12 protein-coding genes are annotated in these 15,974 nt (G+C 63.0%); 5 read left to right on the top strand and 7 right to left on the bottom strand.

Going from position 1 to position 15,974, the window contains the following annotated elements; genetic code table 11:
* Positions 1–12 precede the first annotated feature (12 nt).
* From EUB48_RS17715 to EUB48_RS17690, 6 genes are all read right to left on the bottom strand, one after another.
* Complete coding sequence (locus EUB48_RS17715; protein WP_142820355.1) at positions 13–4,323, bottom strand: PilC/PilY family type IV pilus protein; 4,311 nt, start codon at positions 4,321–4,323, stop codon at positions 13–15.
* Between the two features lie 64 nt (positions 4,324–4,387).
* Positions 4,388–4,945 (bottom strand): pilus assembly PilX family protein, encoded by a 558-nt coding sequence (locus tag EUB48_RS17710; protein ID WP_142820354.1) that lies wholly within the window; start codon positions 4,943–4,945, stop codon positions 4,388–4,390.
* Positions 4,946–4,947: 2 nt separating this feature from the next.
* Entirely contained in the window at positions 4,948–6,045 is a 1,098-nt protein-coding gene (locus EUB48_RS17705) for a PilW family protein (RefSeq protein WP_142820353.1), read from the bottom strand.
* Complete coding sequence (pilV, locus tag EUB48_RS17700; protein ID WP_142820352.1) at positions 6,045–6,650, bottom strand: type IV pilus modification protein PilV; 606 nt, start codon at positions 6,648–6,650, stop codon at positions 6,045–6,047. Before pilV ends, EUB48_RS17705 begins: the two co-directional genes overlap by 1 nt.
* 2 nt (positions 6,651–6,652) lie before the next feature.
* Complete coding sequence (locus EUB48_RS17695) at positions 6,653–7,108, bottom strand: GspH/FimT family pseudopilin (RefSeq protein WP_168226807.1); 456 nt, start codon at positions 7,106–7,108, stop codon at positions 6,653–6,655.
* A 50-nt stretch (positions 7,109–7,158) separates the two neighbouring features.
* Positions 7,159–7,566, bottom strand: coding sequence for a type IV pilin protein (locus EUB48_RS17690; protein ID WP_142820350.1), 408 nt, complete (start codon positions 7,564–7,566; stop codon positions 7,159–7,161).
* 490 nt (positions 7,567–8,056) lie between these two features.
* Between EUB48_RS17690 and EUB48_RS17685 the strand changes: the two genes are divergently transcribed.
* Complete coding sequence (locus tag EUB48_RS17685; protein ID WP_142820349.1) at positions 8,057–9,226, top strand: DUF4382 domain-containing protein; 1,170 nt, start codon at positions 8,057–8,059, stop codon at positions 9,224–9,226.
* A gap of 18 nt (positions 9,227–9,244) precedes the next feature.
* On the opposite strand, the gene EUB48_RS17680 is transcribed toward EUB48_RS17685, so the two are convergent.
* Positions 9,245–10,486: a Y-family DNA polymerase gene (locus EUB48_RS17680; RefSeq protein WP_142820348.1), complete on the bottom strand. Its 1,242-nt coding sequence runs from the start codon at positions 10,484–10,486 to the stop codon at positions 9,245–9,247.
* A 119-nt stretch (positions 10,487–10,605) separates the two neighbouring features.
* Here EUB48_RS17680 and EUB48_RS17675 point away from each other — a divergent pair, with 119 nt between their 5' ends.
* The 4 genes from EUB48_RS17675 to EUB48_RS17660 all read left to right on the top strand — a co-directional run bounded on the left by EUB48_RS17675 (position 10,606) and on the right by EUB48_RS17660 (position 15,970).
* A complete protein-coding gene (locus EUB48_RS17675; RefSeq protein ID WP_142820347.1) occupies positions 10,606–11,502 on the top strand; it encodes a c-type cytochrome in 897 nt (298 codons plus the stop codon).
* A gap of 58 nt (positions 11,503–11,560) precedes the next feature.
* Entirely contained in the window at positions 11,561–12,382 is an 822-nt protein-coding gene (locus EUB48_RS17670) for an isocitrate lyase/PEP mutase family protein (protein ID WP_142820346.1), read from the top strand.
* 319 nt (positions 12,383–12,701) lie between these two features.
* The gene (locus EUB48_RS17665) at positions 12,702–14,624 is read left to right on the top strand and encodes a chloride channel protein (protein WP_142820345.1); all 1,923 of its coding nucleotides are present in this window, start codon (positions 12,702–12,704) and stop codon (positions 14,622–14,624) included.
* A 254-nt stretch (positions 14,625–14,878) separates the two neighbouring features.
* Positions 14,879–15,970 carry a tellurite resistance/C4-dicarboxylate transporter family protein gene (locus EUB48_RS17660; RefSeq protein ID WP_142820344.1) on the top strand — a complete coding sequence of 364 codons (1,092 nt, stop codon included), beginning with the start codon at positions 14,879–14,881 and terminating at the stop codon, positions 15,968–15,970.
* The last annotated feature ends 4 nt before the right edge of the window (positions 15,971–15,974 follow it).

The following is a 15,974-nucleotide window of genomic DNA, read 5'->3' as shown; positions in this document are numbered from 1 at the left end:
TCCCGCTATTTCTCAACGATCGATGTCCCGATACCAGTAGGTTCTTTTCTTCTTAACATTGACGGGAATAACCGGCTTTGTCGCGCCAAGGCTCGATTGCTGGTCGGCGGCGTTCGAACCCGCCCCGCTGCCAATCATGAAAGGAAGCTGCCGCGGCTTGCCATCGACGTTTACCGTGACGACGCCGAATACTGGTGAAGGAGCCAGCCCTCCGCCAGCGAATTTGACCGAACTTGATTGCCCGCTGAACAAGTTCACCGCATAGGCAAGCGCCGTGCCGAGATTGCCCTGGCAACTGGTGGTGCTGGGGGCGGTAGGTGTGTTCGTGCCGAAGTAGACCGTACCGGCGAACGCCTGTGGTGCGTTCACGCCTTTTTCCCCCGCCCCCAGCAAGGTGATGTAGAAGCCGCTGAGGGTCTGGTTGTAAGGCGTTGATGTGGCATTGAACAGCATGGGTGGCTGGGCGTTGGCCGTGCTGCTGGTGTCGTCGTGCACGGTGGTCCAGCCCGCGGCGCTCATGCCGACATTTGTGTCCTTGATCATGTAGAAGCGGTTCACGATGCTTTGGGCCTGCTGAATGTACAGGGGGTGCTCGCGATCCCCGGTGCTTGCGACGACCGCGTCGTAGTTTTTCGTCAGAACGACGTCAGGCGGGAAAAACATCTTGCGTTTGGTGGTGCCCGTCCCACCCAGGGCCGCGAGCAGCGTAACCCGTGCATCGCCAAGATCAGTGGATCCCGACACGGGTTCGAGGTCCACGCGCCAGATGTTGCCGCCGACATCGGCGGCATAGAGCCGGTCGATGTAGCCGTCGAAGTTGCGGTCGACCAGGGTGATGTCGGCCGGCATGGCATAGGTCATGCTCTGAAGCTGGCAGGGATTCACATTGCATGTGTTGGAACTGCCTCCCGGCCCCGCCCTCCACAACAATTGGCCGGTCACAGCATCGAGGATGAAGATGCCGCGGCCCATGGTATCGGTATTCGGCGACTCGGCGTCCTCGTTGGGGTCGTACCCGGCGCCGAAGATCAGCACGGGATTGGCGTTGCCTTTGATGAGGGCCACCTTGGGTTGCGACCAGGTCTGCCCGAGCTCGGAGAAGCCCGGGTCCGCGTTGGTGTGCTTCCACATGAATTTCGGTTTGGTGGGGTCGCTCACATCCAGGGCGTAGAGCAACTGCCCACCACGGCGCGCGGACAGGAAAATGTAGGCCTTGCCGGTCGCCTGGTTCTGATATACGCCCGGCGTGCCGTCGAAGAAGTAGTCCTTGGGCTGCGGCGTCGGAACGAGGCCGGCGGGCGTGGTGGCGAGCTTCACGACGGGGCTGTTGTTATAGAGCCGCTGAAGCTTGGGGTAAAACTCGGACGGCACGAAGCTCCACAGCTCCCCGCCCGGAGGAGTGCCCCCGATGGCGCACGTGCTGTTGCCGGGCAAGACGCAAGAGCCCATCGGCGCGGGCGAAGTGTTGGTGGCTGGCGGCTGATTGCCGTTGATGGCGCGGAACATGCCGTCGTTGGCGCCATAGAAGACGACGACGCCGGTCGAGCCGCCGTAGTTGATGACGGCCGGGCGCGAGTGCAATACATCGCCGTGCACCGACGGGCGGATCGTGATGCCGCCGCCGGGGCTGGGCTCGTCGCCGACGTTGTCGCTGCCGCGCACCCAGTTGATCAGCGCGTCCTTGGCGACGCCCTGCGCCGATGCGGTCATGCCCGAGGAGGAATCGGTGCAGTTCGTGGCATTTCCGGGGCTTGTCTGAATGTTATAGGTGAAGTTGTAGGGTGCGCTGGTTTTGACGCTGACGACATTGAAGCTGCCTACGTACGCACTTTCGCTGGCCGCGACCGTTCCTCCGATACTGACGACACTGCCCGCCGAAAAATTGGGCGCCAAAGAAGTCGTTGCGGTGACGAGAGCCGTGGAATTTGCAGAACAGGTGCCAGCGGTGTACGAGAGCCCCGTGATGGCGAGGGGGCTGGTTCCACCATCCGCGGTGATTGTGGAGCTTGAGTCTGGCGACGCCGGGGTGCTGTTGATATTGAAGCAGAAGCTGGTGGGCTGGTTCCCTGACTTGGTTCCCCCGGGGCAACTCGTCCCCGTGTTGGTGATCGTCCAGCTGCCGTTGTAGGCGCTGACGCCGCCCGTGCCTGCACCGCTGATGGTGACAGTGTTCCCTGCGCTGAACGTGATGGTTGAGCCGAGCGTTACCGTCACGTTGGAAACATTGCTCGCGTTGCTCGGGCTGCGCGCGATGCTGCCAGCAGGAATAGTGTATGAAGTGGAACCGACCTTGGCCGTACCGCCTCCGTCCGGCGTGGCAGGGCCATCGGTAATGGTGTACGTGAAGGTATTGGTGCCTGTCGTTGTCACCACGTAGCTGCCGTTGTATCTTGAACCAGTCGCCCCTGCGATTGTGACCGTTTGTCCTGTCACATAGCCATGGGCAGCCGAGGACGTCGCGGTAACGGTCGTGCCGGATCGTGTCAGCGATATGGCGATCGGGTGGGAGGGCACACTGGCGCTATAGACGCCAGACGACGGACTAGGTGGGTCTATCGTGATGGGATAAGTGAAGGTCGTCGTGGTCAACGGGGTGATGGAGAAGGTCCCGTTGAACTCTGGGTATTTCGATCCTGCGATCGTCACGGACTGTCCTGCAGCCAGTGCCGGGCTGGGCGCTTGAGAGAGTGTGACGGTCGCGGTGCTGCTGCTGCGCGTGATCGATGTGATGCCCATCGCCGGACCGTTCGTTCCGAGGATGGCCGCCGTGATACTCGAATTGCTTGTGCTGAAGCTAAAGGGGTAGCCGGCAGGCGTCGTCGACAAGTCGGCGCCGCTCGCGCAGCTTGATCCAAGACAGGTGTAGACATTGCGCGGCCCCGTCGGATTTGTCGTGTAGTTGTCCTTCAGGTTCGCCAGCCTGATCTGCTGGCCCACGCCGCCTTTTTCTACCACTTCGCCGTCCGGTGAGTCGAAGGCACCCCCTGTGCTTTCGGGATTGTTGACCCAGAACCCATTGGTGCCCGTGGGTGGAGCGGCATCTGGCGACTTGCTCGTGTCCTTGCCGGTCCAGAAGCTGACGGCCGTGGAGCTGATGAAGCCGGTGCCCGCCGCACTTAGGGCGGCTTTGCCCGTCGCGTCGGCCAGGAAGATCTGCGGCGACGCGGGGTTTGTCGCGTCGACGCCGAACTGGTATTGCTTCAGGTTTCCCCGCCAGCGCGGAGCACCGGTCGGGTCGGGCCGGAAACTGCCCATGAACACCTGATTGAGGTAGGTGCCCTGGGCACTCGCGCTGACCGGCAGGCTGGCCGAAGCGAAGACGCTGTTGACGGCCTGCACCTCGTTGAAGATCTGCAGCAGGGCATTGACCATCGATTGGGCATCCGTCACTACAAATTTTTTACCTCCTCCATAGAAGGCGGTACTCGTGAGGGTTTGATCGTAGTCGGCATTGAACTGCTTGCCGCCGAAATTTGCCGCGATCGTGTAGGTGACAATATTCTGCGAGCCACTCGACGACCCCGAAAGATCGTTTCGACTCAAAAATCTGGACCATTCATCCATCCATGAGCTCGAGTCATACTTTGTATTTGGGCCGAAGTTTGGGTTGCCATTTGAATTGATGCTTGATGTGACCAGCGGAATAGTGCCGCCTGTTGCGGTATTTGTGGTGGTGATTGCGGAATTTAATTCAGTGACCCCGGAATCAGTGCCGCTAGAGGGCGTGGATGAATTCGTGGAAACCGAGCCGATGTAGATGATGAAGCTTTTTTGGCAGACCTGATTGATATGGTCGGAGTAGGTATGAGTCGAAAGCCCCGTGTTGCCGGTATAAAACGCCCATGATTCCTGAAATGCAGAGGCGGCAAAAGCACCGCCCGACTTGAGGGTTGCCAGCGTGTTAGTGGCAATCGTGTTTTCCGCAGCTGCAATACCCGGGCCATCCATGACGGGCAGGCTGGACGGATAGGGGTTGGGGTTCAGCCAAAGACCAATCTTGTTATTGCCCGAACCGAAACCCATGAGCCCAATATTCAGCTTGCCGACCAGCGACGGAGTCTTGCTGATGGTATCGAGTGCCGTGTAAAGCGCACACCGTGTCGCATCGAAGCCTTGAGTGGTCGCTCCGATGACTCCATACGAACATGTGTTGTTATAGCTCGCATCATTGGAGGCGTCCGTATCGAGGATGATGATGACGTTGGGGTTGGGACCGTTGGCTGCAGCACCGCTGTAGATATCGATGTCGTCGGCGCGCGCGCCCAGGCACGCCAGGGCGAGCGCCGCCAATGCGGCCCATTTCAAAAAATGCGTGGCTTTCATCTTCAACTCCTTCTCGCCTCATCAGCGGCCTCACGTTTGCTCGGATAGATCACGATTGGCGCGCTTAGCAGTTGGCACCGACGACCACGCGCACCGCAACGCCCTGATGCGTGGTGGTGCTGGTTGTCGCAACGCTGGGGGCCGTGGCGGTGGCGCTGATATCCCAGTTCGAGTTCGAGCACAGCGAGTTGCCGCCTGTACCGGCCCCCACGATGCCGGTGTTTTGCGCCGCTCCGCTGGCGTAGCAATACTGGTCAGCCGTGTTGGCGGGGTCCAGTTCGGTGATCTTGATCGGCTTGACGCTGGTGCAGGTTGGCTTCGGCACGGTGACCGTGTAGGTGGAGGCTGCTTGGCCGCTGTCGTTGATGTCGATTGGTGGCACGATGGGGGGCGCCGTGAGTTGTGTGAAATCGGTGCTGATGACGGCCTCGATCGCCTGCTGCGCCGCCGCTTCTGATTCCTTCTGGATCTGCATGTTGCCGACGACCTTGGTGTTGACGTTGGTCGCCTTGATGGCGGAAATCACGATCAACGTCAGCAGCACCAGGAAGATCATTGCGATCAGCAGTGTGGCACCGACCTGCGCCCGCATACTGCGCGGATGAAACGGGTTCTTTTTCATGGCTACTCCCGCTGGCCGGAGCCGTTGTACAGGCGCACCACAGCGCTGTACACGTGGCGCTTGACGGTGTCGCTGAAGGGTCCGACCTGGCCGATGGCCAGACCCATGTCGTATTTTTTGGCATCCACCCAACCCGCGCTTGCCTCGGTGTTGCGCGCCAGCACATGGACGCGCACCGCCATCACGTTGGACCAGTTGGTGGTGGCATTAGCTGCGCTGGTCGTCCAGTCGTACGCGGGGGTGGCAGCGGGACAGGCCGCGGTTTCGGTGGTCGACGGGGCGTTCGGATTACTGATGTAGCAATCGGGCGCGCCGTCGCCATCCATGTCCACGCCATAGTCGAACTGCAGGTTCTCGATGCCCTCGACCAGCGGCGTGATGGTCATCGCGCCGTTGACGTATTCGGCCATCTTGAGAGTAGGCGTCGTGTCAGTGCCGGCACCGCTGCACACATCGCATGTGGCGACGAAGTAGATGTGCTGCACGACCTTGTGCAGGAACTCGGGCGTGGTGCAGTTCTTTTGCGTCAACGGAAACGTTGCCGTACCGGCGCCGATTGCGAATGGCATGGTGTCGGTGGCGCAACTGGATACCTGAAGGTAGGTCTCGGTGGACACCTTCGCCGTTGTCGCGACAGCGTTGGTATTGACGCGGGACACGACGAGCATCGCGGTGTTTGGCTGGACATTGATGATGCCGGCGCAACCAGTCGGCACTGCCGTCAGCGCGTACAGCGGCAGCGGTACGGTCGAAGTGCCCGGACTAGTCTGGGGCACGTAACCCAGGTTCGCGATCGCGGCGGGGCACGCTGTCGGGTTGACGCCGGCGAAGGTGCTACTCCCCGAGGCGCCGACATAACCTGCGTTTTGCAGATCTTCGCTGAGCAACTGGATGGCGTAGCGGCCGCTCTCGATCTGGCGCGACGATTTGTCGAGTTCCGAGCGCGAGACGACGTTGGATACCAGCAGGCTGATCAGGCCGATCAGGATAAAAAGCCCGAGCGTGATGGCGACCATCAACTCGACGAGCGTAAAGCCGCGGCTGGCACGCCCGCTAATTCGGCGATGGGTGTGGCGGATCGATGCGGTGGTGCGGCTCACTACAGTGTTCCAATCTGGACCTTGGTGGTCACGACGCGATGCAGCTTCTCATCGCTGTACTTGCCGTTGCCACAGGGGAAAGGCGTGGTTCCGTCGGCCAGCTTGGGGGCGTAGGTCGCCGCCAGGCCCTGCCAGGACACGGCGATCATGTAGATGTTGTTGGCGGCGTCGTCCAGGGTCACGCAGCCCACCGCGCCGATCATGGCGCCGCGCTTGGCACCCGACAGGTCTTCCGACTGGCCCTTGAGCATGCCGTCCCAGGCGGTGAGATCGGCCACGGCTTGGGCGTTCTGCAGTGCGGTGCCCGATGTGCAGGCGGGGATGCTCGTACTGCTGGTGCCCAATTGAACGCCGGTGGCGCCATTGGAATAGCAACTCGCCGCCTTGCGGTTGGCGTTGAGGCGATCACTCATGTCCTGTAGCAGCTGCAAGGCCTGCACGCGCTGATAGGACTCCATTTCGGTCAGGGTGGCCCGGCTGCTCACGCCGGCAAGGCCGAGCAGGCCGAACAGCAGGATCACCAGCGTGACCAGGATTTCGATCAGGCCGACTCCGGACTGTCGGGTTGCTCCGGGGAAAGAGCGACTTTTCGGCTGGACTGACATAGTTAACACGCTCCCACGCGGGTGCTGGGCACGCCGCTGAGGCCGAGCGCGACGCAGCGCGACGTGACGCCCGCCATGGCCGTGGCCGGTGCGATGGTGAAATTGGTGCTCGCGGTGGTGGCGCGGCCGTCCTTGCCGTAGGTGATCTTGCTGAGGCTGGCGGAATCGGTGATCGACAAGCCGCTGTAAGACTGCTGGTTCAGCAGGACCGTCGCTCCACCGCCCGCAGAGACCGTCCAGCCGCCGTCCCATGTGCTTTGTGTCCGCACGAGGTCGACATTGGCGTTGCGCGTAATCGCCTCGCTGCGCGCGAGTGTCAGCGCCGTCATCAGGTCGAACGATGTGTTCCTGAGGCGCTGTGTGGCAATGAACTCACGAAATGAAGGCGCCGCCAAGGTAGCGAGCACCGCCATGACAGCAACGGTAACCATCAGCTCGACCAGGGTGAAGCCGCGCATTCCGCGAAGAGGCCTGTCGCCCCGCCGCGGTTGTGACCAGGGTTCCGGTTTCACCAGCATTTCGAGCCCGTACCCGATGCCGTCTTTGTGCCCGCCTGGTCGACGGTCAGGGTCCCGCAGGCGGTGTCTCTGGTGAGCTGTGCGTTGATCGGCGTCGCCGTGACCGTAAAACCGGGGGCGCTCGCAGCGGGACTGGGCGCGGTGGCGACGGCGTAATTCGGTGCCACGTTCGCCGGCGCCGTCGTGTTCAGGGTGGTGAGGTCGGGGGCGTAGGCCCGGGCGTCCAGCAGATAGCGCTGCTGCAAGCCGCTGACCTCCAGCATGTATCCTTCGGCCGCAGCCCGGTTGGAACGAACGATATAGCTTATGTAGGATGGGTAGGCAATCGCGGCCAGGATCGCAACGATGGCAACCGTGATCATCAATTCGATCAGGGTGAATCCGGTGTTTTTCTTCATCGATTTCCCGTTTGTTCAGGTATCCAACCAAGCCTCTACGATTGTTGTTTTTTGTAATTATTCAGAGCAAATGTGAATTTATCACATGCAAATTTCGGGCACTCCGGGGTTCCGACGAGCGGGCGTTATCGGGCGACAAGCGGTAAATGGCCTTGCTTTGAGTCAAGGCGCGGTGACTGTCGCCAGTGCGCTGGCGGCCGGTGCGTCATGCCTGTCGTGACGCGCAAAACGGATCGATGGCGGTTACCGGCGGTTTCTTTCTTGATGCGATGCTGACCCCAAGAGCGTCAACCCATGCCATGTAATGGCGTTGTTGACGAGGTCACAACCCGAATAAAAAAGGTCGCAAAGACGTTGCCTGTTCGGACAGACAATCGGGGCGCTGTCTTACAGCGTGCCGCAGGTGCCAACCCTAAGCTTTCTCTTCAATGGGATGAAGTCACATTCAATCCTGTTGCCTTACCGACGAATAATTTTAAAGAGGTGTTCCATGAAGCTGTTCCGAAATCTGAAATTGGCCCTGGGTGGTTTTTTGGTGGCGGGTCTCGCGGCCTGCGGCGGCGGCGGTGGCGGCTCTGCCGCCGGCACCGGTACCCTGAACATGTCACTGACCGATGCACCGGCCTGCGGCTATGACGCCGTCAATGTGACGATCCAGAAGATCCGCGTGAACCAGAGCAGCAGCGCCGGCGACACCGATGCCGGCTGGTCCGAGATCGTTCTGAACCCCGCCCTGCGCGTGAATCTGCTGACCCTGACCAATGGGGTGCTGGCCAATCTCGGCCAGACGCCGCTGCCGGCAGGCAAGTACACCCAGCTCCGGCTGGTGCTGGCCGACAACACCGGCGCCGCGCCGCTGGCCAATTCCGTGGTGCCAACGGGCGGCACCGAGGTGGCCCTGAAGACGCCGAGCGGCCAGCAAACTGGCCTCAAGGCCAACATCGACATCGACATCGCCGCCAACAAGATGGCCGACTTCGTGCTCGACTTCGACGCCTGCAAATCGGTCGTGGTCGCGGGCAACTCGGGGCAGTACCTGCTCAAGCCGGTGGTCAGCGTGATTCCGCACTATGTCTCCGGGGTTACCGGATTTGTGGGCTCCGCTTTGTTGACCAATGGCAACGCCAGCGTGTCGTTGCAGCAGGGGGGCGCGATCGTCAAGGCCACCTCGCCAGACAGCACCGGCAAGTTCCTGCTGCAGCCGGTCGCGCCGGGTAGCTACTCGCTGGTGTTGACGGCGCCCGGCTTCACCACGGAGGTCGTGACCAACGTGGTGGTGACGACCGACACCGTGACCTCTCTTAACGCGTCCGGGACGCCGCTCAATCCGCCGGCTTCCGCCGTCGGGACCGTGAAGGGCACCGCGCCGCTGGATACCCTGGTGCGCGTGCTGCAGCCGCTGACAGGTGGAACCCCCGTGGAAGTCGCAGGCCGGTTCGTCGATGGCATCACAGGTGCTTACAGCTACTCGCTGGCCGTGAATGCGCCGCTGGTGGCGCCTTTTGTTGCGATGCCGAACTCGCTCGTGTTTGCTGCTGACACGGCTGCGGCGGGCAAGTACACACTCGATGCCAGCTTGAGCGGGTTTGCCGACAAGACCGCGACGCTCGGGGCGCTAGCATCGGGCGCCACGATCACGACCAACTTCACGTTCCCTTGAGTGCCGCGGCCACTGGACTCAAAACAGTTGGTCCGTGGCTGCTATTGAATCCGTAGCTAGATGTGTAGATACAGTATGGGCTACAGGCACATTTGACTCAAGTTCGCGGGCTTCTGCAGCTTTCAAAAGCGAGCCCACGCGCACGCCCAGCAGGCGCAGCCGCTGCGCCAGCGGCACTCGCTTGAGGCACAGGCCGGCGGTGTGCCGGATGGTCTTGGCATCCGCCGTGTAGTGGGCGATGGTCTGGTCGCGCGTTACGCCCTTGAAGTCGTCATAGCGCAGCTTGATGCCGATGGTCTTGCCCACGTAGCCTTTGCGCTGCAGGTCGCCGGCCAGCTTTTCACACAGCGCGGTGAAGATCGCGCCCAGCTCGGCCCGGTCGCGCACGGCATGCAGGTCGCGGTCGAACGTGGTCTCGCGGCTGATGGAGACCGGCTCGCTCTCCAGCGCCACAGGCCGATCGTCGCGGCCGTTCGCGGCCTCGTGCATCCAGGCGCCCGTGGCCTTGCCGAAGTGCTCGATCAGCCATTCGCGGCTTTGCGCCGCGAGATCGCCGATGGTGTGGATGTGCAGCCGCGCCAGCTTCTCGTCCGCCTTGGGCCCGATGCCGTTGATCCTGCGGCAGGCCAGCGGCCAGATCAGGCTTTGCAGGTCGGCCTCGTGCACGACGGAGATGCCGTTGGGTTTGTTGAACTCGCTGGCCATCTTGGCGATCAGCTTGTTGGGTGCCACACCGATCGAACAGGTCAGGCCGGTCCGGTCGAACACGGCCTTCTGGATCAGCCGCGCCAGCACGCGTCCGCCCTCGCGCTGGCCGCCAGGCACCTCGGTGAAGTCGATGTACACCTCGTCGACGCCGCGGTCTTCCATCAGCGGGGCGATCTCCAGGATGGTGGCCTTGAACAGGCGCGAGTACTTGCGGTACTCGTCGAAGTCCACCGGCAGGAGGATGGCCTGCGGGCACAGCCGGGCCGCTTTCATCAGGCCCAGTGCCGAGCCCACGCCGAATTGGCGCGCGGCATAGGTGGCGGTGGTAATGACGCCGCGGCCCGTGTAGTCCCGCAGCACCGGAAAGGCTTCGACCGGGATGCCGGCCAGGCCCCGTTCGTCCTGCAGCGCGCGCAGGGCTTCGTCGGCGGCGCGTCGGCCTCCGCCGATGACCACCGGCAAGCCCTTGAGCTGCGGATAGCGCAGCAGCTCGACCGAGGCGTAAAACGCGTCCATGTCGAGGTGGGCAATGCGGCGGATCGGGGCACTCATGCGCAGCAGGATAGCAAGTGGTGGCGCTTTGTTTTGACAAGGCGTCAGGCGAAGTCTAAAGTGCGCGAATGTAAAGTTAAGTAAAAAAGATCGATATCCCGATCCAGGAGGAGACTCGTATGAAACGCTGGCTCAAATGGGTGGCCTGGATTTTGGCTGCGTTGGCCCTGCTGGTGGTAGCGACCGCCGTGCTCGGTACGCAACTGGCCGAGCGCAAACGGGCGCGCCAGATTCCTGTGGCGGTCCAGGCCGTTGCGTTGCCGACCGATGCGGCCAGCCTGCAGCACGGCCGCTATCTCTTCATGTCGCGCGGCTGCGCCGAGTGCCACGGTGCCAATGGAGGTGGGCGCGACTTCATCAACGACGGCAAGGGCATGCACATTGCCGGCCCCAACATCACCCCCGGCGGCGTGGTGGCCCACTACCAAGCCGAAGACTGGGTGCGCACCATCCGCCAGGGCATCAAGCCGGATGGCCGGGCAGTCTTCATCATGCCGGCAGAGGATTACAACCGGTTCACCGACGCTGATCTGGGCGCGCTCATCGCCTATCTGAAGAGCCAACCGCCTCTTTCAGGCGGGGCCGCCGTGGTGGAGCTCCCCTTGCCGGTCAAGGTTTTGTACGGCTTTGGCGCCATCCAGGATGCCGCCGAGAAGATCAACCATTCATTGCCGCCCGCGCAGCCGGTCCCCGTCGCTGCCTCGGTGGCGCACGGTGCATACGTGGCGAACATGTGCATCGGCTGCCACGGTGCCGGGCTGTCGGGTGGCAAGATTCCCGGTGGCCCACCCGACTGGCCCGCCGCCGCCAACCTGACGCCGGGCGAGGGCAGCGTCATGAGCCGCTATCCGGACGCCGCGCATTTCATCGCCATGCTGCGCAGCGGCAAGCGCCCGGACGGCAGCGCCATTGCCGTGATGCCGTTTGAGTCGCTGGGCCAACTCGACGACACCGATGCGCAGGCGGTGTACGCGTTCCTCAAGACCGTCCCCGCAAAGCCGCATGGGCAACGCTGACAAGGCTGGCGGCGCAGAATCGGACCTGCCGCCGAACGTACGCCAGAAAGGGGAAGTAATGCCATCTCAACAGGAAAAAGCCGACCGGTTTCGCGCGCTGCACCAGCAGGACCACGCCTTCATCATTCCCAACCCGTGGGATGTGGGCACGGCGCGGCTGCTGGCCTCGCTGGGCTTCGAGGCGCTGGCCAGCACCAGTGCCGGCTACGCGTTCTCAACGGGCCGGCGCGATGGCGCGGTTGGTCGTGACCAGATGATGCTGCACCTGGCGGAGCTGGCGTCGGCCACGGAGCTGCCGCTCAGCGCCGATCTCGAAAACGGCTTTGGCGATGAGCCAGAGGCGGTCACGCAAACCATTTCGCGCGCGGCAGCGGCAGGGGTGGTTGGCGGCTCCATCGAGGACTCGACCGGACGTCCTGGCGATCCGATTTACCCCCTGGATGTGGCGGTCGGGCGCATCCGCGCGGCCGCCTGCGCGGCGCGCGCGCTGCCGTTTGCGTTCACACTGACGGCGCGCGCGGAAAACTACCTGCACGGCCGCCCGGACCTCAAGGACACCATAGCGCGATTGCAGGCCTACCAGGAAGCGGGGGCCGACGTGTTGTATGCACCGGGCCTCAAGACCCGCGAGGACATCGCCGCCGTGGTCAGTTCGGTGGATCGCCCCGTCAACGTGCTTGCGGGACTGCAGGGCATGGACCTGACGCTGGAGGCACTCTCGAAGCTGGGCGTCCGGCGCGTCAGCATTGGCGGCTCCCTCGCGCGCGCCGCCTTCGGCGCCATGCTGCGCGCCGGGCGCGAGATGCGCGAACACGGCACCTTCGGCTTCACCCAGGGCGCCGTGAGCCACGCCGACATCAGCGCGATGTTGCCGCCTTGACCGACATGCGGCGGCTGTTGCCGAACAGGCCCGCCCCGGGCGCCTCGGGAATGCCTGCCACGCCTTCGCCAAGGTTTAGCCAGTCAATGCAGACCGCATCGATAGCCTGGCGGGCGGCAGTATAATTGCCTCCCGCTGCGGGGAGCGATGGGCGTCGTTTGCGCGAGTGACACCTGGAGTCGTTTGGGCCCTGTCGGCGCGTCGGCGACGCTGGTCCTTCGTGCCGGAGCTGTCCGATCTTGCGTGGCATTGGAGGGGCAGCCCTTCAGTTTTCCCTGCCGCCAGTACAACACCCCGCTTATACCTTTGTGAAGAATCCATGACGCCACCCAATGACAAGCTGGCCGGGCACCTTAACGTGCGCACTCTTGGCAGCACCGACGCCTTACCGGTAGCGCCGGCACTCGGCGTATCGCTGGATGCGGCGCACATGCCCCGCGAGTCAACCCTGGTGACGCACCGCATATTGCTGATCAGCGCGCTGGCCGTCATATTGGGCGCCGCTGCAGCATGGGTCGCGCAATTATTGATGTTGCTGATCAATTTGATTACCGACATCTGCTTTTACGGCCGGGTGTCCGATGTGCTGGGTCCCCATGCGAGGCAGGGTTCGTTTGTATTGTCCCCAGCAGACAATCATTTGGGCGCGTGGGTCATCCTGCTGCCGGCGGTCGGCGGTCTGGCTGCCGGTGTCATGGCGCGTTGGGGGTCGCGCGCGATTCAGGGTCATGGCATTCCCGAGGCGATGGAGCAAATCCTCACCAACGAGTCGAAAATTCCCGCGCGCATTACCTGGCTCAAGCCGCTGTCGGCAGCCTTCACGATTGGTACCGGTGGCCCGTTCGGCGCCGAGGGGCCGATCATCTCCACCGGGGGCGCGCTGGGCTCACTCATTGGGCAGTTGCTGCGGGTGACAGCCAACGAGCGCAAGGTGCTGCTGGCCGCCGGTGCGGCCGCTGGCATGGCGGCGGTGTTCGGCGCACCGCTCGCCGCGCTGGTTTTGGCCGTGGAATTGCTGCTGTTCGAACTGCGCCCGAGCTCATTGATCCCGGTGGCTTTGGCGACCGTGACGGCGGTGGGCGTGCGCTATGCCACCTATGGCGCTGCCCCGGTATTTCCCATGCCCAACGTGATCGAGCCCGGGGGCTGGGCGCTGGCCACCTATGTCATGGTTGGCGGCGTCGTCGGCTTTGCCTCGGTATGGGTGACCAAGGCGGTGTATGGCGTCGAGGACCTGTTTGAGAAGCTGCCGATCCACTGGATGTGGTGGCCGGCGCTGGGCGCCCTCGTAGCCGGGGTCATCGGCTGGATCGAGCCCCGGACCCTGGGTGTGGGCTACGACAATATCGACGCACTGGTGCAGGGCCGTTTTGGGGCTCTCTTGCTGTTCACCTTTGGCACGCTCAAGTTTGTGTCGTGGGTCATCTCGCTGGGCAGTGGCACTTCAGGTGGTACGCTGGCACCGCTGTTCATGATTGGTGGCTCCCTCGGTGCGCTGCTCGGCGGGGGTGTCATTGATGTGCTGCCCTGGTTTCACGTTGACATTCGCATTGCGGCATTGGTGGGCATGGCGGCCATTTTTGCCGGCTCCTCGCGGGCATTCTTGACAGCGATCGTGTTCTCCTTCGAGACCACCCGGCAAGCCGCCTGCCTGTTGCCTTTACTCGGCGGCTGCACGGCGGCCTATCTGATTTCCGCGCTGTTGATGCGCAACACGATCATGACGGAGAAGATTGCCCGGCGTGGTGTGCGCGTGCCGTCCGAGTACGCAGCCGACTATCTGGACCAAATCACCGTGGGGAAGGTGTGCTCGCGCGGGGTGCATTCACTGCGTGCGGATCAGACCCTGGAGGATGTCCGGCGCTGGCTCAGCGAGGGCTCATCGCAGTCTCGGCATTATGGGTTCCCGGTGATGGACGAGGCGGGCCAGGTGAAGGGTTTGGTGACCTTGCGCGCGTTGCTGAACCCGCAGTTGCACGGCACTGCCACCGTTGCCGAGTTGGCGACTCGCGCGCCTGTCATGGTCAATGAGAACCATTCGCTGCGCGCCGCCGCCGATTTGATGGTGGCGCAGCGGGTGGGCCGGCTGATGGTGATCACCCAGACCGCACCGCATGAGCTGGTTGGCATGCTCACGCGCGGCGACATCATTGCCGCGCATGGCAAGCGTTTGCGCGAGGGGAGTCGCAGCCGGAGGCATATCCGGTTCGGCAAGCCGCGCAAGCCGACACGGCGCGCGTAAGCTGGCAGGAGCCTTGCGCGCGTATCGGGGCGTGGGCGGCGGACGGCCTACACCACCCTACTGGATCAACATGGGAGCCGTGGTCACCTCCACGCTGGCCGGCTCGCTACTGATCGCCAACGCACCCGGTGCGAAGGTCGCTACTCAGTTGTGCATTGACCTGACATAGATCAACAACCCGCCACGGCCGGTGCGCTCCAGGCAGCCACCCTCCACTATATTGCGAGCATGAGCTTGCATGTACGGCCGCAACCATGAGTGCGCCAGCACGAACCGCCCCACAGCACAGGCGTCTGGCGAATCAACGTCTGGCAGGCCTGGCCGGTCTGTCGCCCGCCTATTTCGCCATGGTCATGGCGACCGGTGTTGTGTCACTGGCGGCATACCAGCAAGGGCTTGAGCTTGTCGCGCGGGCGCTGTTTGGGCTCAATGTGGTGATCTGGCTCCTGCTGTCGCTGCTCAATGGAATTCGCCTGCTACGCTACCCGCGGGCGTTCTTCGGTGACATGGTCGATCATCTGCGCGGGCCGGGGTTTTTCACTTCGGTGGCCGCCACCGCGCTGCTGGGCATCCAGTTCGTGATGCTGGTGGGCGGCGGCGAACGGATTGCGCTCGCCTTGTGGGTGCTGGCGCTGGTGCTGTGGGCAGGTCTGACTTACACCATCTTCACGGCCTTCACCATCAAGGAAGTCAAGCCCACGCTGGACAAGGGTATCAGTGGCGCCTGGCTGCTGGCGGTGGTGGCGACACAGTCGCTGGCGGTGCTCGGCGCGCTGCTGGCAGCGCATATCCCTCAGCCATGGCGGCTGGAGTTGAATTTTTTCGCGCTGTCAATGTGGCTGTGGGGCGGCATGCTGTACATCTGGATGATGTCGCTGATCTTCTATCGCTACACGTTTTTTCATTTCTCCCCGGACGACCTGACGCCGCCCTACTGGATCAACATGGGCGCGATGGCCATCTCCACGCTGGCGGGCTCGCTGCTGATCGTGAATGCGCCCGATGCGCCGTTTTTGCAGTCGCTGGTGCCGTTCCTCAAGGGCTTCACGGTTTTTTACTGGGCCACCGGCACCTGGTGGGTGCCTATGCTGCTGGTGCTGGGCGTCTGGCGCTATGTGTACAAGCGCTTTCCGTTCGAATACGACCCGCTGTACTGGGGCGCGGTATTCCCGCTGGGGATGTATTCAGCGTGCACCTTCCGGATGGCGCAGGCCATGTCGTTTGGTTTCCTGAGTGTCCTTTCGAGCGCTTTCCTGGCGGCGGCGCTGGCTGCCTGGGCCGTTACCTTTGCAGGTCTGCTGCATGAGCTGGCGCGCCGGCTCATGGGTGTAAACCGGCGCCGCTGACCGA

This window comes from Rhodoferax sediminis, assembly GCF_006970865.1.
Classification (GTDB): domain Bacteria; phylum Pseudomonadota; class Gammaproteobacteria; order Burkholderiales; family Burkholderiaceae_C; genus Rhodoferax_A; species Rhodoferax_A sediminis.
The sequence above is the reverse complement of the archived record's forward strand: the minus strand, read 5'-3'. Positions and strand labels throughout refer to the sequence as shown.